The sequence below is a fragment of the Rheinheimera sp. genome, from assembly GCF_030690345.1.
Classification (GTDB): domain Bacteria; phylum Pseudomonadota; class Gammaproteobacteria; order Enterobacterales; family Alteromonadaceae; genus Alishewanella.
Window position 1 is genome coordinate 290,500 of record NZ_JAUYGV010000001.1, and the last position, 19,802, is coordinate 310,301.

The window sequence follows — 19,802 nt, forward strand, 5'->3', positions numbered from 1 at the left end:
CCTCTGTATTAATTTGTCTGCGTAAGAATGTATAAAAAAACCACCCGCAGGTGGTTTTTCTAAATGAGCCAACAACTTTATTTCAGTGTCACTTTAAGCTTGCTGATTACGCTCAGCGCTTTTTGCGTGGCGAGCTCAACGTTGTCACTTAACGCCAGCGCGACACCCATACGCCGCTCGCCCTGTACTTCCGGCTTGGCGAAAATACGCAGTTCGGTATCCGGCTCAGCTAAAGCCTCTGCTAAACCATGATACTGAATGTCGGCACTGTTACCAGGCACCAATAACACAGCCGAAGCAGCCGGGCCGTATTGTTTAATCTGTGGTATCGGCAAACCCAAAATAGCGCGGGCGTGCAGTGCAAATTCGCTCAGCTGCTGCGATATCAGCGTTACCATCCCGGTATCGTGCGGCCTGGGTGATACTTCAGAGAAATACACCGCATCGCCTTTGATAAACAGCTCAACACCAAATAAGCCACGCCCGCCTAAGGCCTCCACTACCGCTTTGGCATAATCTTTTGCCGTAGCCAACGCTTTGTCGCTCATCGCTTGTGGCTGCCAGCTTTCGCGGTAGTCGCCTTTTTCCTGGCGATGGCCAATAGGGGCGCAGTATTGAATGCCGGACAGCGAATTTACCGTAAGTAAGGTGATTTCATAGTCAAAGTCGATAAAGCCTTCGACGATAACCCTGCCCTTACCGGCACGGCCGCCTTCCTGGGCGTACAGCCAGGCAGCATCCAGCTCAGCAGCAGAGCGCAGTACGCTTTGGCCTTTGCCGCTGGATGACATTATCGGTTTAACCACACAAGGGTAACCGATAGCATTAACGGCAGCGATAAAGCTGTCTTTGTCACCGGCGAATTGAAACGGCGAGGTGGCCAGTTTTAACTCGTCGGCGGCCAAACGGCGAATGCCTTCGCGGTTCATCGTCAGGTTTACCGCTTTGGCGCTGGGTACCACGTTAAAACCACAGTCTTCCAGCTCAATCAGTACCGAGGTGGCTATGGCTTCCAGCTCCGGTACTATTAAGGCCGGCTTTTCGCTGATCACTAACTGGCGCAGTGCTGCGTTATCCAGCATCGACATCACTACGGCTTTGTCGGCCACCTGCATTGCCGGTGCATTGGGGTAACGGTCTACAGCGATAACTTCACAGCCGTAGCGTTTCAATTCAATGCACAGCTCTTTGCCCAACTCGCCGGCACCTAATAACAGCACCTTAGTGCTGCTTGCTGTGCCAGGGGTACCTATATGTTGGATGTTCTGTGTGGTCATTTTATTTTCACCATTGGCCGTTGCGGGTTGCTCCAATCAACATGGAACATCTTGCCTTTAGCTTTGTCGGTACGCTCAAAGGTGTGGGCACCAAAATAGTCACGCTGGCCCTGCAGTAAATTCGCCGGCAATACCGCAGTGCGGTACGAGTCGTAGTAACTCAGTGCCGAGCTGAGCGCCGCCACCGGAATACCGGCCAGGGTGGCGTTGGCCACGGCTTTACGCCAGTTTTGCTGATAAACAGAAATTTGTTTGGCAAAGAATGGATCCAGCAACAGGTTTTCCAGCTCGTCGTTACGCTCGTACGCTTCGGTAATAGATTGCAAAAACACCGCACGGATAATACAACCGGCGCGCCAGATTTTGGCAATTTCAGCAAAGTTAAGCTGCCAGCCATGCTCGTCGGCCGCCGTTTTCATTAAATGGAAGCCCTGGGCATAGACACAGATTTTGGCGCAGTACAGTGCATCGTGCAGGGCCTGAATAATCTCGTCTTTTTGCTGTGGCGAAATCAAGTTTTGCGCCGGGCCGGCCAATACCGTAGCGGCTTTGACCCGCTCGTGTTTCAGTGCCGATAATGACCTCGCATACACGGCTTCAGCAATAGTCGGCGACGGGCTGCCAAGCTGCAGGCTGCTGACCGCTGTCCAAAGCCCTGTGCCCTTCTGGCCGGCTTTATCCATGATCACATCGACCAGCGGCAGGCCGGTTTCCGAGTCTTTGGTGGCCAGTACATCGGCACTGATGCCAATTAAATAGCTGTGCAACTTGCCTTCATTCCAGCCTTTAAATACCCTGGCAATTTCAGCAGCCGGCATGCCAAGAATGTCGCGCATCACCTGGTAGGCTTCACAAATCAGCTGCATATCGGCGTATTCAATGCCGTTGTGCACCATTTTGACATAGTGGCCGGAGCCGCTTGGGCCAATGTAGGTGGCGCAAGGCTCGCCTTCGGTAACCGGGTTACCCGGTTCAAAGCGTTCTATTGGTTTGCCGGTGGCGGGATCAACTTTAGCCGCAATGGCTTCCCACAGCGGTTTAATCCGCGTCCAGGCGTACGGATCGCCGCTTGGCATCAGTGACGGGCCAAACCGGGCACCGACTTCACCGCCGGATACGGCAGTAGAGAAGAAGATAAACTTGCCTTCGAAGTCTTTTTCCCGCGCTACCGTATCGGTCCACAGGCTGTTGCCGGTATCGACAATAATGTCGTCGGCCTGAATGCCGGCGTCGATTAATTTATGACAAACATCATCCACCGGTTTGCCGGCCGGCACAGATAACACCACCAGGTGCGGTGCCGATAACCGGGCCAGTAATTCAGTGTACGAGCTGCAGGCGATAACACGGGCCGGTTTGTCGCCACGCTCGGCTTTATCCTGCGCCAGCACGGCTTCCAGTTTCTGGTGGTCCAGATCAAAGGCGGCAACGCGGTAACCATTGTCTGCCAGGTTCAGGATCAGGTTTTTACCCATTACACCGGCGCCGACAAAACCGATATCACAAAGTGCAGCTGTGTCTGTCATCTGACATTCCTTCATTATTTTTCACTGTTACGCGCCGCCAAACAGCCGGGCAGTAGCGTCTGAACGGCGCGCATTATACTGAAAAGGGCCGGATAAACCTACTGCCACACCGAGATACTGTGTGCATTCTGCTGATACTGTTGTAATTTCACCGTGCGGCTTTGCGCCAGGCCTTTGTCTACGCTGGTGTCGAACAATAATTGCCAGGGCCGCTGCGGCAGAGTTAACGCCACGGTTTTGGCCGACGCATTAAACACAAACAGCAAGCTGGCTTTGGCAGCCTTATTACTGATTTGGAACATACAACCAAAGCGCTCCGGGTCGTGCCAGTCGTGTTGTTGTTTCTCTGTGCCATCAGGCAGATACCACTGGATCTGGTGTTTATCGCCGTGCAGCTGATAGCTGTCATCAAGCAGCGATAATTGCTGCAGGCAGCTGTATTTGCGCCTGAAAGCCAGCATTTGCCGGACAAAGTTCAGGAAGTCTTCTTCATTGCTATCCAGGTGCCAGTCCAGCCAGCTGATATCGTTATCCTGACAATATGCATTATTATTGCCGCGCTGGCTGTGGCTCAGCTCATCTCCGCCTAGCCAGTGGATCATACCCTGGCTTAGCAACAGGCTGGCCACCAGATTACGCTTGTGCAAATAGCGGTTAGCCAGCACAGTAGCGTCTTTGCTTTGGCCTTCCACGCCATGGTTACAGCTTAGATTGTGGCTGTGGCCATCGCGGTTTTCTTCGCCGTTCAGCCAGTTGTGTTTATCTTTGTAACTTACCAGGTCATGCAGGGTAAAACCGTCATGGTAGGTTAAGTAGTTTACGCTGCAGCAGGCGGGTTTATGGTGTTTCTGGAAAATATCGCGCGAGCCAAGCAGCCGGGTGGTAAATTCCGGCAGCACGCCTTTATCGCCGCGCCAAAAAGCGCGGAAGGTGTCGCGGCATTTGTCGTTTAACTCTGACCACTGCGCCGGGAACTGACCCAGCTGATAGCCCATAGGGCCGACATCCCACGGCTCGGCAATCAGTTTTACCTGCGACAGCACCGGGTCCTGGGCAATAATTTGAAAAAAAGCCGCATAGGGGTTAAAGCGTTTATGCTCGCGCGCCAGGGTGGTGGCTAAGTCAAAGCGAAAGCCATCCACCTGCATCTCGGTTACCCAGTAACGCAGTGCATCCATTACCAGCTTTTGCCCGGCCGGATGCGCCACATTTAAGGTATTGCCACAGCCGGTGTAATTGCTGTGCTGGCTAAAATCAGTGATATCGGCATGGCTTTCAAACAGGTAGTAATGCTTATTGGCCAAGCCGCGTAAGCTCAGCACCGGGCCATCCTCGCCCGCTTCTGCCGTGTGGTTAAACACCACATCTAAAATAACTTCAATACCGGCCTGATGATAACTGCGCACCAGGGTTTTAAACTCGGTAACCGCATCACGGTACTGATAGCGTGGCTCGGGGGCAAAAAAACTTACCGGATTATAACCCCAGTAATTGCTCAGCTGCAGCTTGTTCAGCCTGGGCTCGCTTAAAAACGCCGCTACCGGCAACAGTTGCAAGGTAGTAATGCCCAGTTGCTGCAGGTGTTTAATTACCGCCGGATGGCACAGGCCCAAATAGGTACCGCGCAACTCTGGCGGTACGTCGGGGTGCAACATGGTCATGCCCTTAACATGGGCTTCGTAAATGACGGTTTTTTCCCGTGCTATGGCCGGTTTAATGCTGCCTTGCCAGTCAAAACTGTGTGCTGACAGCACGCCTTTGGCCAACATATAGTGGCTTTTAGCGGCGTATAAACGCTCGTTAAAACTTAAGCTGCGGTTAAGTTGTTTTACGTAAGGGTCAAGCAGAATGCGCCCGGCGTCGAACACCAGTCCGGTATCCGGGTTTTGCGGCCCGTCGGCTTTTAACGCATACAGGCTGCCATTTGCAATGCCGCTGACCTGTAAATGCCAGATATCCCCGGTGCGGGCATTAAAGCTCAGCTCACCCAACAGCTCTTCAGTGTCGGGCTGATATAAACACAGCATCAGGGCCGTTGCATCCGGGGCGAACACGGCAAAATTCCATACTGTGCTGCCATCCGGCGCCTGGCTGCTCTGTGCACCCAACGGCGATGCTTTACCCACAGCTAACTTTAATACCGGAATATGGTTACTCATAGCCTACCGCTTCTCTGTTATTGATTACGCTCAGGTTTTTCTAACTGCTTTGCTACCTGCTCTGCCAACAGCCTAACTAAGGGCTTTGCTAAGTTTTACGTTAGTTTTTTGCGTAAGTACAGTGTCGCCAGTGGCGGTAACTGCAGGCAAATATGCTGCGCCATGCCATGATACTCTGCAGCCACACTGCTAAGCGCAGTGCCAACCGCGTAATTGCTGCCCCAGTAATATTCGCTGTCAGTATTGAGGATCACCTCATAATCACCGGTCTGCTCTACCCCGAGTAAAAAGTTGTTGCGTGGCAGCGGCGTAAAATTGCACACCACATACACTGCATTGCCCTGGCTGTCACGGCGCAGAAAACTTAAGGTGCTGTTATCGGCATCCTGGTGATCCAGCCAGCGAAAACCATCGTGGCTATAGTCCAGTTCATACAGCGGCGCACAGCGACGATAGGTATGGTTTAAGTCACGTAGCAGCTGCTGCATACCACGGTGTTTGTCGTAATCCAGTAAATGCCAGTCCAGACTTTGCGTGTGGCTCCACTCGCGGCCCTGGGCAAACTCATTACCCATAAAATTCAGCTTTTTGCCCGGGTGCGCAAACATAAAGGCGTAATAAGCGCGTAAGTTGGCTGCTTGCTGCCATTCATCGCCCGGCATTTTATTTAACAAACTGCCCTTGCCGTGCACCACTTCGTCGTGCGACAGCGGCAAAATAAAGTTTTCGTTATAGGCGTACACCATGGAAAACGTCAGATCGTTATGGTGGTAGCGCCGGTAGGCCGGGTCTTTGCTGATATAGCGCAGACTGTCGTTCATCCAGCCCATATTCCATTTAAAACCAAAGCCCAACCCGCCCATATCCACCGGCCGCGATACCATAGGGAACGAAGTTGACTCCTCGGCGATAGTCATCGCCTGCGGAAACTTGCTGTACACCTCAGTGTTAAACCAACGGAACAAGCTGATGGCTTCGTAATTATGATTGCCGCCGTCGATATTGGGGATCCACTCACCTTCGTTACGCGAATAGTCCCAGTACAGCATTGACGCTACCGCGTCGACGCGCAGGCCGTCGATATGAAAATGCTCTAACCAGTACAGCGCACTGGCTATCAGAAACTGGCGCACATAATCTTTGCCGTAATCATAAATGCAGGAGTTCCAATCCGGGTGCCAGCCGCGGCGCGGATCTTCGTACTCATATAAATGGCTGCCATCAAAACGCGCCAGGCCGTGGCCGTCTTCCGGGAAGTGCGCAGGAACCCAATCCAGAATTACGCCAATGCCGGCCTGGTGGCAGGCATCGACAAAGTATTTAAAATCGTCCGGTGTACCAAAACGTGATGTCGGCGCAAATAAACCCAGCGGCTGATAACCCCAGGAGCCGTCAAACGGATGCTCCATTACCGGCATCAGTTCAATATGGCTGTAGCCCATATCCAGTACATAGGGAATAAGTTCAGCGGCAAGCTCGCGGTAACTCAGCGGCAGGTTATCTGCCCCACGCCGCCAACTGCCGGCCTGCAGCTCATATATGCTGATCGGGCTGTTAAGTGGATTAACCGCTTTGCGCTCGCGCCAGTCTTTATCTTGCCATTGATAGTGGTTATGGTCGTACACCAAAGACGCATGCGATGGGTATTGCTCGGCGTAAAACGCCATCGGGTCGGCTTTGTGCGGCAACAGCAAACCCTGGCTGTCTTTTATTTCAAACTTATAGCGCACACCGGCGGCCACTTCCGGTACTACCAGCACCCAGTGGCCACAGTGGGTGCGCTGCATCGGGTGAATACGGCCATCCCAGCTGTTCATATCGCCAATTAAGCTGACATTAGCTGCGTTTGGCGCATACACCGCAAACCGAGTGGCGGTAACGCGTTTGCCACCCACATCCAGCGTAATAAGCTGTGCACCCAACTGGCGGTACAGGTTTTCCGGCTGGTTAGCGACATAATGCACGGCATAAAAGGCTTCGTCGGTAAACTGGTACGGGTCGTACAACTGATATTGATAGCCGCCGCTGTGTACCTGCAGAATATAAGGCTCAGCTTTGCGTTTTTTGGCTAACACCAGCTCAAACACCCCGGCGTGATCGGCACGGGCGCTCAGCTCGCCTAACACTTTACCGCTTTTGGCAGAGACAGCGCTAACGGCAGTAGCCTGTGGCAGATACACCCGCAGGCATAACCCCACCTGGCTATCGGCCTTAAGTGGCTGCCAACCCAGCAGCGAAAACGGTTCTGCACACTGTACCTGTTGCAATAGCGCTAAACTCATAACGGCTCCCTTTTATTATTTCTGTTGCTTTTGCTGTTACCTTAACAGCCAGCGCCGCAATAGCGATGGCCTTTTACGCCAAAGTGCCGGCTTAACCGTTACGACGTGCGCTAATGTCAGTAAACAGCTGTAAAATATCGCTGTTTTGGCTCCACTGCTCTATCGGTTGGCTTAACTTACGCCGCCAGTTCGGGTATTCGCTACTGGTGCCGGGAATATTGACCGGCTGCGTCATTTGCAGCGCATCTTCGAGCTGTAAGCATAGCAACTGGCTTGATGTGGCCGCTAAATGGCGCTGCATGGCATAGTTAAGTGTGGTGTCCATGCCCAGATGGTCGACACTGCGCTCATAATGTAACGGCAATATGCTTTCACCCTGAAAAGCATGGCCGTGCAACGAGTCCAGAATACGCTGTTTATTAGCATGGCGCTGTGCATACAAGCCCTGCAATTGCGCTTCGTCGGTATACAGGCCCAGCTCTTTACCCAAACGCAAGTCTTCGCAGTGCCAAAAACCAATCAGCGTGGGTAAATCGTGGGTAGTTAAGGTGGCCATTGCCTGTTGCGGATAATGCGCCGGTGAGATGTAGCCGCCATCGGCGGCGGTTTCAAAGAAAAACACGCGGTAAGAATACACACCGTACTCTGCTAACAGCTCACGAATACCATCGGGCACCGTGCCTAAGTCCTCACCGATAATCACCGCCTGATGGCGCTGGCTTTCCAGTGCCAAAATGCCGAGTAAGTCCATCAGCGGGTAATACACATAGGCGCCACCGCCGGCGTTTTCTGCCGTTTTCGGCACCCACCACAACCGCAGCAGTGCCATAACATGGTCGATACGCAAAGCTCCGGCGTGCTGCATATTGGCGCGCAGTAAATCGATGATTGGCTGGTAGCCCTGCTTATATAACTGGTACGGGTACATAGGTGGCAGGCCCCAGTTTTGCCCGGCCGGGCCTAACGGATCCGGTGGTGCACCCACACTGGCATCACGACAGTACAGTTGCGGGTTAGCCCAAATTTCGGTAGAGGCTTCGCTGACACCGACGGCTAAATCGCGGTACAGCCCCAACAACATACCGGCGTCTTTGGCCACTTGCTGCGCCTGCGCCAGTTGCTGCTGCGCGATAAACTGCAGGTAGCAGTAAAAATCCAGCTCAGCTTTGTGCTGTTTGGCAAACTGTTGCACTGCTGCCGATTGCAGCTCACGATATTGCTCAGGCCAGTTCGGCCAGCCCCAATACATGCTGTCCTGTTGGTATAAATGCGCATGCAATGCATCATACAACGCCAGTTGTTGCAGGCTGTCGCCGCCGTCGAGCTTAAATTGCTTAAAAGCTTTTGCCAGTGCTTTACTGCCGTTTTTACTATCGGTTTTGCTCTGTTCAGTAAACCACTGATACAGGCTTTTCATTACCGGCAGCTTTAACTGCATTACGCCGCTGTAATCGACATAGTCTTTGCTGCGCTGTGCGCTTAGCTCTGCGCGAAAAGCCGGTGCGCTCACCAGGCTTTGGCTACGGGCACAAGCGGTAAAACCCGGCATCGCCGTGACATCAATATAACTGATATTCAGCCAACGTCTGGATGAGGGGCTGTAAGGGCTGGCACTTTCCGGCATCGCCGGATACAAGGCATGGATCGGGTTTAACCCGATAAAGTCAGCACCAACTGCAGCCAGATATTTTATAGTAGTAGCCAGATCGGTAAAATCACCTATACCCCAGTTGCGCTCTGAGCGCAGCGCATACAGTTGCAGTGCTATGCCCCACTGTTTTTTATCTGCAAACGCCTCCGGCTGATAACAACGGCCAGGGGTAATTATCAGCTTTTGCGTAACGGCACTGCCAGCTAAATGCAGTTGGTGATATCCGGCGGCCAGGGTTGCGCTCAGCGAATGTTGGTACTGATGATATTCCACCTCATCCAGCACCACCACCTGCACCAGCTCGCCTTCTACCGGCGTCAGGTTAAAGTGCTGCTCGTCGCCGCATTCGCTGGTTAAGATAAGTGAAAGCTCGCTGTTGGCTTGCTCCAAGTTTACCTGCAGCAACAACTGTAACGGCTCGCCCTCGCGCTGCACCGATACCGCCTGCAACGGTTGTTGCCAAAAATCCAATTGCCGCTGCAGTAGTTGCAGTGCCGCTATGTCGTCATCTTCAGTGTCAAAGCCCTGCGCTTGCAGTAATGCCAGTTGGTTTTGCTGACTTACGGTGGTCGGATTACCCCAGGCATCATTAAATTCAGTTTCAATGCCACAAAATGCGATCAATTCAGCCAGTAAGGTGGCGTCCATGGGAATTCCTTTTTATTGTCAGAGGATTGTCAGTGCGCTAAGGCTCATTTTAGGCCGCCTTGGCGCTAAAGTCATTGTTCATTTATGTCATTTAATTACATAAATAACGGTTTTATAGCGTTTTAAACTTGAAAAAGTCGGTTAATAATGTAATTTTACTACACAACTTATCTCGCAAACTTTCAGAACATCTATTTAACGGGGTTAATATGACTATTCGTGTCGCGATTAACGGCTTTGGCCGCATTGGCCGCAATGTGTTGCGTGCTTTGTATGAAAGCAGCAAAAATTACGATATTAAAGTGGTAGCGATCAACGACCTGGGTGACGCTGCTATAAATGCACACCTGCTGAAGTATGACACAGCGCATGGCATTTTCGCCGCCAACGTTGAGCACAATGACAAAGCCATTTACGTTAACCAGGATGAAATTATTACGCTAAGCGAGCGCAATCCGGCTAACTTACCGTGGCAACAACTGAATGTAGATGTGGTGCTGGAATGTACCGGCCTGTTTACTGACCGTAAGTCTGCCGGCGCGCATTTAGAAGCCGGGGCGAAAAAAGTGATTATCTCGGCGCCGGCCAAAGATGTCGATGCCACTATTGTTTATGGCGTAAACCAGCAAATCTTAACGCCGCAAATGAACATTATCTCTAATGCCTCCTGCACCACTAACTGTTTAGCACCGATTGCCAAGCCGTTAAATGATGTATTGGGTATTGAATCCGGCCTGATGACGACTATTCATGCTTACACTAACGATCAGCGCTTAAGCGATGTATATCACACCGACGTGCGCCGTGCCCGTGCTGCGGCCATGTCGATGATCCCTACCAAAACCGGCGCCGCTGCTGCTGTAGGTTTGGTAGTACCTGAGCTGATGGGTAAGTTTGATGGCTTAGCGGTGCGCGTGCCAACATTGAATGTGTCACTGGTCGATTTAACCTTTATCGCCGGTCGCAATACCTCCATTGATGAAGTAAATGACATTATCCGTAAAGCGGCATCAACTGGTGTAATGGCAGAAGTGCTGGCGGTAAACGATTTACCGCTGGTGTCGGTTGATTTTAACCACAACCCGAAATCGTCGATTTTCGATGCCACTGAAACCCGTGTAAACGGCCGCTTGGTTAAGGTAATGAGCTGGTACGATAACGAATGGGGTTTCAGCAACCGTATGCTGGATAACACCGTTGAGTTTATGAAACACGCTTAAAACGTTGCAGCCTGACACAGCCAGCTTTATGCTGGCTGTTTTGTTTAATGACAGGTTCAGGTGTGACAGCTGCAGAGCAGGAAATTCTTTCTTCACCGCCTTCAACAGCACATCCCTGTGCTGTCTCAGCCTGCGCGGCGTCCATGCCGCTGTTACGAAAGAACACCTGCTCCACAGCCTTTGAGCTTAGTTTTATCTGCCAGGAGAACAGCATGTTAGAGACAGCTATTAGCAAGCAAACCGGCTTTGCGCATTTAACCGACCTGCCCTGCATAAAACTGCAACACGGTACCGCCAGTGCTGTCGTTTCGTTGTACGGTGCTCAGGTGTTGTCGTATCAACCAGAGCCCGGTAAAGAACTGCTGTGGCTATCGCCCAAGGCGCAGTGGCATAACCAGGGCGCTATCCGCGGTGGCGTACCGGTATGCTGGCCCTGGTTTGGCCCGGCAGGCGCAGCGTTTAACCCCGCGCAAGACGCCTTGCCAAATCATGGTTTGGTGCGTAACCGGCTGTGGCAACTTATACAGCAACATAGCGGTGCAACTGCAGCCAGCCTAACCCTGATGACAGAGCTTGATAATCTGCCGTACCATAGTGGTAGCGTTAAGTTGCAACTTTGTTTGACCTTAACTGACAGCCTGAGCATAGCGTTAAGCTGCAATAGCCGGATGCCGCAACAGGCTGCTTTACATAGTTATTTTGCACTGGATAATATAGCGAGCGCTGCCGTACGGCCGTTGCCGGACAGTTACTATGATAAAGTCAGCGACAGCATGCAGCAAAACGGTAGCAAGGTAGTGCGGATAACCAGCGAAACCGACCGCATTTATCCGGACAGTGCTGCACAATTGAGAGTAGACAGTGACAGCAGTCAACTGGCACTGACACAAACAGGTCATGATGCAACAGTAGTGTGGAACCCGTGGCAAGATAAAAGCGCTGCTATAGCAGATCTTACAGCAGACAGTTACCGGCAGTTTATTTGTGTTGAAACAGCAAGACTGTCCAGCGCCGCATCTACGCTGGCGCTGACCCAGCAAATTAAAGCGCTTTAAAAATCAACGCCTTTTAAGAATTGTTTCAGATCCTGCTGCGGGTAACCCAATTGCCCCAGCAGGTCGGGAACTTCATCCATTGGCATAAACACATTTTCAAAGTGCTCGATAATGCCATATACATCGGCACCTTGATCCTTAAGGTGCTGCGCGGTTGCCAGGTGGATATTGCGTACAAACTCGCTGGTCATTTGCTTAACTCCAACTTATTTTTTGCCGCCTGATAGTGGCGATTTTTTAAGCAAAGCTCAAGCAGTAATTTCGCTTTTTAACGCCAACTTGACTGAAACTGTTGTTTTAGTGTGCGTTTTTCTCCATCGGCAAAAATCAGTTCTAACTCAAGTTGCCACAGCATGTCCGGGTCGCTGCAAGCCCCCAGTAAAAACTCTGCCTGCCACAGCTCTCCCTGCTGACTGAACCGAAGCGGTATTTGCCCCATATACATCGACACACCCGTCAGATTGGCATTAACAGCCACTACATTATTTGCTGTTAACTGCAATTGCAGTGGTGTTTCTACCGGTGCATTGCCTGGCGTAAGCTGCAATTGCAACTCAGCGTCTTTTAGCAACATAAGAGATAAAACGGGTGCTTTATCCGTTGGCTGACAGCCACCAAGGCAGATAAACACCAACAGAAACGGGTAAAATAGCCGCATAACCAACCAGTGAACGCAGAATATTACCGTATTGTACGCGGTTTTAATGAAAAGCTTCAAACTGCGGCTACACTTGGTTGTTTAGTGAGCAATGACTTTGTTCTAAATCATAAAACGGGCTGTTTTACCTATCTTTTCAGGGGTAAAACCCTTAATATGCAGCCCCAAATTGGCAGGGAAAACATTGCAAACATTGGGTGTATTATCCTGCCTATAACAAGAATGGCTGCGCAAACAGCCTGTATCAGTAACCAGCACTAACTGCAGCGGAACTCAACATGAGCCAGACCAAATCGTTAAATGTTGACTACAACTATCGCGTTGTCCGCCTCTTTGCCTTAACCACCATTTTGTGGGGGATTATCGGCATGGCGGTGGGCGTGTTAATCGCGGCCCAATTATATTGGCCGGCATTAAACTTCGATACGCCCTGGTTGACCTATAGTCGTCTTCGTCCTTTACACACCAATGCGGTAATCTTCGCGTTTGGTACCAGCGCCCTGTTCGCCACCAGCTATTACATAGTGCAACGCACTTGTCAGGTGCGGTTGTTTGCAGAAAAGCTGGCCATGTTCACCTTCTGGGGCTGGCAGGCTGTAATTGTTGCCGCCGTGATCACCTTGCCCATGGGCTACAGCAGCAGTAAAGAGTATGCTGAACTGGAGTGGCCAATCGATATTCTGATTACGCTGGTGTGGGTATCTTACGCCATCGTATTTTTCGGTACTTTGGTGAAACGCAAAACCAGCCATATTTATGTGGCGAACTGGTTTTTGGGCAGCTTTATTTTGACGGTAGCAGCACTGCACATTGTTAACAGCATGGCGATTCCGGTTAGTGCCTTTAAATCTTATTCTATTTACGCCGGTGCTGTGGATGCAATGATCCAGTGGTGGTACGGCCATAATGCGGTAGGCTTCCTGTTAACTGCCGGTTTCCTTGGCATGATGTACTACTTTGTTCCTAAGCAAGCCGGTCGTCCGGTGTATTCATACCGCTTATCTATAGTGCACTTCTGGGCACTGATAGCGCTGTATATTTGGGCCGGCCCACACCATTTGCACTACACCGCCCTGCCGGACTGGACGCAGTCATTAGGTATGGTAATGTCGGTCGTGCTGTTTGTGCCAAGCTGGGGTGGCATGATCAACGGTATTATGACGCTGTCAGGTGCCTGGCATAAGCTGAAAACCGACCCTATTCTGCGTTTCTTAATTGTGTCGCTGTCGTTCTACGGTATGTCGACCTTCGAAGGCCCGATGATGGCGATTAAATCAGTAAATGCGCTGTCACATTACACAGATTGGACTATCGGTCACGTGCATTCAGGTGCTTTAGGTTGGGTAGCGATGATCTCTATCGGTGCGATTTACCACTTAATCCCTGTGCTGTATAACCAGGGCCGGATGTACAGTATTTCACTGATTAACACTCACTTCTGGCTGCATACTATCGGCGTAGTGCTGTATATCGTGGCAATGTGGATCTCCGGTATTACTCAGGGCATGATGTGGCGCGCAGTGAATACCGACGGCACCTTAACCTACAGCTTTGTGCAAAGCCTGGAAGCGTCAATGCCGTTCTACCTGATGCGTTTTATCGGTGGTGTTTTTGTGGTGGCAGGTATGTTGCTGATGGCGTACAACGTTTACAAAACAGTGCGCGCTAAAGATGAATCACTACAACCTGTGCCAGCAGCAGCGTAAGAGGTAAATCATGTCAAACAAGAATCATCATGACAAAATTGAAAGAAGCGTTGGTCTGCTGGCAATACTCAGTATCGTGGCCATCAGCTTTGGTACTCTGGTACTGATTACACCACTGTTTTTTATGGACGAAACCACTCAGCCGGTAGATGGCATGGTGCCTTATACTGCTTTGCAGTTAGAAGGCCGGGACATCTACGTCCGTGAAGGCTGTGTTGGCTGTCACAGCCAAATGGTGCGGCCGTTTCGTGCAGAAGTTGAACGTTATGGCCACTATTCTGTTGCCGGTGAAAGCGTATGGGATCACCCTTTCCTGTGGGGCTCCAAACGTACCGGTCCGGATCTGGCCCGCGTTGGTGAGCGTTACAGTGACGACTGGCACTATGCGCACCTGATGGATCCACGCTCTGTGGTGCCGCAGTCTAATATGCCGGGTTTCCCGTGGTTGGATAAAAACCTGCTCGACGGTAAACACACTGCACGCAAAATGGAAGTATTACAAAGCTACGGTGTGCCTTACAGCGATGAAGATATCGCCGGCGCAGCAAGTGCAGTTCAGGGTAAAACTGAAATGCAGGCCCTGATTGCTTATTTGCAATCGCTTGGCACACACCTGAAGTAATGCCCATGGAATACGCAACGATACACAGTATTTTTACCGTGATTTTGTTTGTCGGTTTTATTGCCTTCGTGATCTGGGCATACAGCAAAAAGCGCAAAACCGATTTTGACCAGGCAGCAAACTTAGTGTTTGACGACGAACAAAAAGCGCAACAGAAAACCAAACAGGAGTCCGATCATGAGTAGCTTTTGGAGTGCTTGGATCATAGTGTTAACCCTTCCGGTGTTGATCGGCTGTGCAATACTGCTGACCTGGAACCTGAAGAATTATGTGGGTGTGCCTGAAGATCAAACTACCGGCCACGAAGTAGACGGTATCTCTGAAATTAACAACCCGTTGCCGCGTTGGTGGACTTATATGTTCGTACTAACGCTGGTGTGGTCAGTATTTTATCTGGCGGCGTACCCGGGTTTAGGCAACTTTAAAGGCTTTTTAGGCTGGACCAGCTCTAACCAGGGTATTAAGTCGCTGGAAGAGTCACGTTTAGCGGTAGTAAAAGCCGTGGAAGAAGGCCGTAACGTAGAGCTGGACCGTGAAATGGTGCGGGCTAATGAGATTTATGGGCCGGTATTCCAGCAATTTGCCAAGCGCGACGTGTTAGACCTGGCGTATGACGATGATGCAATTAAAATCGGCCAGCGTTTGTTCCTGCAAAACTGTGCGCTGTGCCATGGTTCAGACGCCCGCGGTCAGCAGGGCTTCCCTAACCTGACGGATAATGACTGGTTATACGGCGGCACACCGGACAAAATCAAAGAAACCTTGCTATACGGCCGCAAAGCGGCAATGCCGGCTTGGTTTGATGCGTTAGGCGAGCAAGGCATTAAAGAAATGACGGCCTATGTGTTAAGCCTGTCCGGCCGCGCTGTAAATGATCGCGAAGCAGAAGCCGGTAAAGCTAAATTTGCCCTCTGTGCGGCCTGTCACGGTGCAGATGGCAAAGGCAGCCTGGCACATAACTTGCCGTTTGGCGCGCCTAACCTGACCGATAATATTTGGTTATACGGTGGTTCTGCCGGTGCAGTGGAAGAAACGCTGACTAAAGGCCGTTACGGTGTAATGCCGGCGTTTAAACAAACCTTAGGCGAGGATAAAGTACATATCCTTACTGCCTACGTTTACCGCCTGGCCCATCCGGAGCAAAGCGCTGCAGCGCAATAATCCGGCTTGAGTGGTAATTTATAAGCCCCGTTTCGGGGCTTCTTTCTATGCGTTTGTGTAACGCTATGTTGTTTTGTGAGGTGGTAATGCAGCAAGATACAAAACCCTGGTACAAGCAGCTGTGGCCATGGATTTTAATTGCTATTCCGGTAATTACCGCGCTTAAAGCAGTGCATACGATAGTAGTAATGCAACAGCACTCACCGGATTTGGTGGTTGACGATTACTACAAAGCAGGCCGCGCTATTAATATGCAGTTAGCTAAATACCGCGAAGCACAGCTGCGCAACTTAGAAGCGCATGTGCTGGTAGCCGGTAATCGGGCAGTAGTACGCTTTGCAGAAAACACGGTGCTCGACGGTACTTTGCACCTGGACTTTTATCACCCCACCCTGGCCGATCGCGATTTCGCACTGGATGCAGAGCGCAGTGGTGAGCTGCTATACGTAGCAACCCTGCCGCTAACCCCAAGCGGTAAATGGCGATTGGTAGTGTCTGATGCGTCAAAAGACTGGAAATTGCGGGCTACGCTGCAACTGCCGGCAACCACTGAAATTAAGCTTGGCTACTGACAAGGCGGCTAAATGAGTACCAAGCGTTGTTTTCATTGTAATGAGCCGGTTCCTGCCGGCTTTCACTTCAGCCGTGAGTTCGACGGCAGCACGCGATTATTTTGTTGTGCCGGTTGCTTAGCCGTGGCCGACACCATTATCAGCAGCAATCTGGCAGACTATTACCGCTTTCGTACGGAACCGGCGGCTAAAGCTAATGCCATGCCGGATAGCCTGCGCGCAGAGCTGGCTAACTTTGATGCGCCGGATGTATTGGCCGACGTAAGCCGCAAACAAGGTGAGTTGACTGAAATTGAATTGTCATTAAGCGGTATCAGCTGCGCCGCCTGCGCCTGGTTAATAGAAAAACAATTGCGCCAATTGCCGGCAGTACACCAGGTTAATGTTAACTCCACCACCCAGCGCTGCCACCTGGTCTGGCACTCAGAGCAAACGCCACTTAGCGAAGTGCTTGCCAGCCTGACTAAAATTGGCTATCAGGCCAGCCCTTTTATTGCTGACAAAGAAGAGCAACAGTTTAAAGCCGAGCTTAGCCGGTTTTTAAAGCGGCTGGCCGTATCCGGCATTATGTCGATGCAGGTGATGATGCTGGCGGTGGCACTGTATTTCGGCGATTACAGCGGTATTGAGGCCTCTCATCAGGGCTATCTGCGCTGGATCAGCCTGTTTTTAAGCTTGCCGGTGGTGTTGTATGCCGCCCTGCCCTTTGTTAACAGCGCCTGGCGCGGCATTAAAGCACGCCAGCTTAATATGGACGTGCCGGTAAGCCTGGCCATTTACTATACGTTTTTTGCTTCGGCCTATGCCACCGTGTTTAACACCGGCGAAGTGTATTTTGAATCGGTTTGTATGTTTACCTTCTTACTGCAGTTGGGTAAGTTTTTTGAATACCGTGCCCGCGCCCGCGCACGCGAAGCCACCGGTAACCTGCTGAAGATTATGCCGGTAAGTGCCAGCTTATTGGTAAACGGACAGCAACAGGTTGTGTCGGCCAGACGCTTACAACCAGGCGATACTATTTTATTAAAGCCCGGTGAAACCATTGCTGCCGACGGCGATGTGATCAGCGGCCAAAGCTCTGCCGATGAATCAATGTTAACCGGTGAATACCGGCCGGTAGCCAAAACTATTGGCGACAAAGTGCTGGCCGGCAGTATTAATCATGATGGTTTATTAGAAATCAAGGTAACAACAGCACTGGGTGCGTCACGTTTAGGGCAAATTATTAATCTGCAGCAGCGCACACTGAGTCAAAAACCAGCCGTGCTGCATAAAACCGATACCCTGGCACGCTATTTTGTTGAACGGTTGCTGCTTATTGCAACCGCGACCTTTGTACTGTGGTATGTCTGGCTGGATGCAGACCGCGCGTTTTGGGTAACGCTGTCAGTATTGGTTGCCACCTGCCCTTGCGCGCTAAGCCTGGCCGCCCCCACTGCGGTAACCTGCGCCCTGGCCAGCTTAAACCGGCGCGGCGTGCTGATCAAAAATTCCGCCGTACTGGATGTATTGCCGCAGCTAAGCCATATAGTGTTTGATAAAACCGGAACCTTAACCGAAGGCCGTTTTTCGCTCAGCAGCGTTGAAATGTTGAGTCAACAGTACAGCGAAACTGAAGCGCTAAACCTGATAGCTAATTTAGAAGCCTACTCAGAGCACCCTATCGGCCGCGCGTTTAGCGGCCATCTTAGCGCTGAATTATCACTGCAAGATGTGCATATTCAGGTGGGCGGCGGCATCAGCGCTACTTATGATGGCCGGCAGGTTAAAGTAGGCAGTGCGGCGTTTTGTAATGTAAAGCATCAGCAAAATGCTATGGTTTACCTCAGCGTCGACGGCAAGGATATAGCTGCTATCAGCTTGCAGGATGCACTGCGCCCTGAAGTACCAGACTTACTGGGCGCACTGCGCCGGCAAAGATATCAGCTTATCATGCTGACCGGTGATAACTCAGCACAGGCTGATGAGTTACAACAACAACTGCAGTTTGAGTTGATGGTAAAAGGCTGCAGCCCGGAGCAAAAAGTAGCAGAAATTAATAAACTGGTACAAGCCGGCCATAAAGTGCTGATGCTGGGTGATGGTATTAATGATAACCCGGGCTTTCATGCCGCTCATGTCTCGGTGACACTGCAAAGCGGCAGCGATTTGTCTAAAAATCAGGCCGATGTGGTATTGTTACAGCCCAGTATCGGCTTATTGGCAGAGCTGCTCAGTGGCAGCAATCAGGCGCAGCGTATCGTTAAGCAGAACCTGCGCTGGTCGGTGGGCTATAACCTGCTGATTATTCCGCTGGCGGTAGCCGGTTTTGTTTCGCCTTATATCGCAGTGCTGGGTATGTCGTTCAGTTCATTGCTGGTGGTGTCTAATTCATTAAGGCTGCTGAAAAAATGAGTGTTATTTATGTGCTGATCCCCATCGCTATTTTATTTGTACTGATTGGGCTAACTGTGTTTTTCTGGGCGGTGCGTAGTAAACAGTTTGACGATCTGGACAAAGAAGGTTTCAGCATCCTGTTTGATGCAGAAAAAAATGCCCCGCCTGAGAATAACGACAAGCCACAGCCATGAATGCTGATTTGCTGGCGGCATTGTTGATTGGTTTTATCGGCAGCAGCCATTGCTTAGTGATGTGCGGCGGTATTGCCGGTGCTCTGCAGTTGTCGATGCCGGCGCAAAGCCCGGGCCGTAAACTACAATTACAGATATTGTTAAGTGCGGGCCGGCTGACCACCTATGCATTATTCGGCGCTTTGGTGGGTTATTTTGGCGCCGGCGCTATGCAACTGGCCGGCGCGTCACTGTTATGGCTGCGGCTGTTAGCAGGTTTACTGTTGCTGATGATGGCATTATATATCAGCCGGTTGTGGTTTGGTTTAATCCGTTTAGAGCAATTGGGACAAAAACTATGGCGCCATGTGCAGCCGGTTGCCACCAAACTGTTGCCGCTTAACAGCGCGGCTAAGGCTTACAGTTACGGGCTGTGCTGGGGCGCCTTGCCCTGCGGCCTGGTGTACAGTACCTTGGGCTGGAGTCTGGCCAGTGGCAGCGCTGTACAGGGCGGCTTACTGATGCTGAGCTTTGGTGTTGGTACCCTGCCGGCAATCTTAGTTACCGGCAGTGCCGCCGGTATTCTGAGTAAACTGAAAAACACCTTGTGGCTACGCTACAGCGCAGCACTTATGTTAGCCATTTATGCCGGTTATACGATTTGGCTTGCTATCCGCCGGCTGGTTTTTTAAGCTGGCTATGTTGGAATTCCCGTA

General features: G+C 51.2%; 17 protein-coding genes. 10 read left to right on the forward strand and 7 right to left on the reverse strand.

Annotated features, from left to right (window positions below):
* Window positions 1–77: 77 nt before the first annotated feature.
* From purT to malQ, 5 genes are all read right to left on the reverse strand, one after another.
* Window positions 78–1,277 (reverse strand): formate-dependent phosphoribosylglycinamide formyltransferase, encoded by a 1,200-nt coding sequence (gene purT, locus Q8O77_RS01350; RefSeq protein ID WP_305550946.1) that lies wholly within the window; start codon window positions 1,275–1,277, stop codon window positions 78–80.
* Entirely contained in the window at window positions 1,274–2,803 is a 1,530-nt protein-coding gene (gndA, locus tag Q8O77_RS01355) for an NADP-dependent phosphogluconate dehydrogenase (protein ID WP_305550948.1), read from the reverse strand. Before gndA ends, purT begins: the two co-directional genes overlap by 4 nt.
* A gap of 98 nt (window positions 2,804–2,901) precedes the next feature.
* Complete coding sequence (gene glgX, locus Q8O77_RS01360; protein ID WP_305550950.1) at window positions 2,902–4,962, reverse strand: glycogen debranching protein GlgX; 2,061 nt, start codon at window positions 4,960–4,962, stop codon at window positions 2,902–2,904.
* Between the two features lie 95 nt (window positions 4,963–5,057).
* A complete protein-coding gene (gene glgB / locus Q8O77_RS01365) occupies window positions 5,058–7,244 on the reverse strand; it encodes a 1,4-alpha-glucan branching protein GlgB (RefSeq protein WP_305550952.1) in 2,187 nt (728 codons plus the stop codon).
* Between the two features lie 91 nt (window positions 7,245–7,335).
* Entirely contained in the window at window positions 7,336–9,543 is a 2,208-nt protein-coding gene (malQ, locus tag Q8O77_RS01370; protein WP_305550953.1) for a 4-alpha-glucanotransferase, read from the reverse strand.
* A gap of 209 nt (window positions 9,544–9,752) precedes the next feature.
* Here malQ and gap point away from each other — a divergent pair, with 209 nt between their 5' ends.
* Window positions 9,753–10,763 carry a type I glyceraldehyde-3-phosphate dehydrogenase gene (gene gap / locus Q8O77_RS01375; protein WP_305550955.1) on the forward strand — a complete coding sequence of 337 codons (1,011 nt, stop codon included), beginning with the start codon at window positions 9,753–9,755 and terminating at the stop codon, window positions 10,761–10,763.
* Between the two features lie 212 nt (window positions 10,764–10,975).
* Complete coding sequence (locus Q8O77_RS01380) at window positions 10,976–11,818, forward strand: D-hexose-6-phosphate mutarotase (protein WP_305550957.1); 843 nt, start codon at window positions 10,976–10,978, stop codon at window positions 11,816–11,818.
* On the opposite strand, the gene Q8O77_RS01385 is transcribed toward Q8O77_RS01380, so the two are convergent.
* Window positions 11,815–12,009 carry a hypothetical protein gene (locus Q8O77_RS01385; protein WP_305550958.1) on the reverse strand — a complete coding sequence of 65 codons (195 nt, stop codon included), beginning with the start codon at window positions 12,007–12,009 and terminating at the stop codon, window positions 11,815–11,817. The two genes, Q8O77_RS01380 and Q8O77_RS01385, sit on opposite strands and share 4 nt — an antisense overlap.
* Window positions 12,010–12,086: 77 nt before the next feature.
* Window positions 12,087–12,392, reverse strand: a complete 306-nt coding sequence (locus Q8O77_RS01390; RefSeq protein ID WP_305550959.1) for a hypothetical protein — start codon at window positions 12,390–12,392, stop codon at window positions 12,087–12,089.
* Between the two features lie 362 nt (window positions 12,393–12,754).
* Between Q8O77_RS01390 and ccoN the strand changes: the two genes are divergently transcribed.
* The 8 genes from ccoN to Q8O77_RS01430 all read left to right on the forward strand — a co-directional run bounded on the left by ccoN (window position 12,755) and on the right by Q8O77_RS01430 (window position 19,778).
* Window positions 12,755–14,182 carry a cytochrome-c oxidase, cbb3-type subunit I gene (gene ccoN / locus Q8O77_RS01395; RefSeq protein WP_305550960.1) on the forward strand — a complete coding sequence of 476 codons (1,428 nt, stop codon included), beginning with the start codon at window positions 12,755–12,757 and terminating at the stop codon, window positions 14,180–14,182.
* A gap of 10 nt (window positions 14,183–14,192) precedes the next feature.
* Entirely contained in the window at window positions 14,193–14,804 is a 612-nt protein-coding gene (gene ccoO, locus Q8O77_RS01400; RefSeq protein ID WP_305550961.1) for a cytochrome-c oxidase, cbb3-type subunit II, read from the forward strand.
* A 5-nt stretch (window positions 14,805–14,809) separates the two neighbouring features.
* Window positions 14,810–14,989, forward strand: a complete 180-nt coding sequence (locus Q8O77_RS01405) for a cbb3-type cytochrome c oxidase subunit 3 (protein ID WP_173500741.1) — start codon at window positions 14,810–14,812, stop codon at window positions 14,987–14,989.
* Window positions 14,982–15,965 (forward strand): cytochrome-c oxidase, cbb3-type subunit III, encoded by a 984-nt coding sequence (gene ccoP, locus Q8O77_RS01410; protein WP_305550963.1) that lies wholly within the window; start codon window positions 14,982–14,984, stop codon window positions 15,963–15,965. The genes Q8O77_RS01405 and ccoP overlap by 8 nt, the downstream gene beginning before the upstream one ends.
* 86 nt (window positions 15,966–16,051) lie before the next feature.
* Complete coding sequence (locus Q8O77_RS01415) at window positions 16,052–16,537, forward strand: FixH family protein (protein WP_305550964.1); 486 nt, start codon at window positions 16,052–16,054, stop codon at window positions 16,535–16,537.
* Window positions 16,538–16,549: 12 nt separating this feature from the next.
* The gene (locus Q8O77_RS01420) at window positions 16,550–18,931 is read left to right on the forward strand and encodes a heavy metal translocating P-type ATPase (protein ID WP_305550965.1); all 2,382 of its coding nucleotides are present in this window, start codon (window positions 16,550–16,552) and stop codon (window positions 18,929–18,931) included.
* Window positions 18,928–19,107, forward strand: coding sequence for a cbb3-type cytochrome oxidase assembly protein CcoS (ccoS, locus tag Q8O77_RS01425; RefSeq protein WP_305550966.1), 180 nt, complete (start codon window positions 18,928–18,930; stop codon window positions 19,105–19,107). The genes Q8O77_RS01420 and ccoS overlap by 4 nt, the downstream gene beginning before the upstream one ends.
* The gene (locus tag Q8O77_RS01430; protein ID WP_305550967.1) at window positions 19,104–19,778 is read left to right on the forward strand and encodes a sulfite exporter TauE/SafE family protein; all 675 of its coding nucleotides are present in this window, start codon (window positions 19,104–19,106) and stop codon (window positions 19,776–19,778) included. Before ccoS ends, Q8O77_RS01430 begins: the two co-directional genes overlap by 4 nt.
* The last annotated feature ends 24 nt before the right edge of the window (window positions 19,779–19,802 follow it).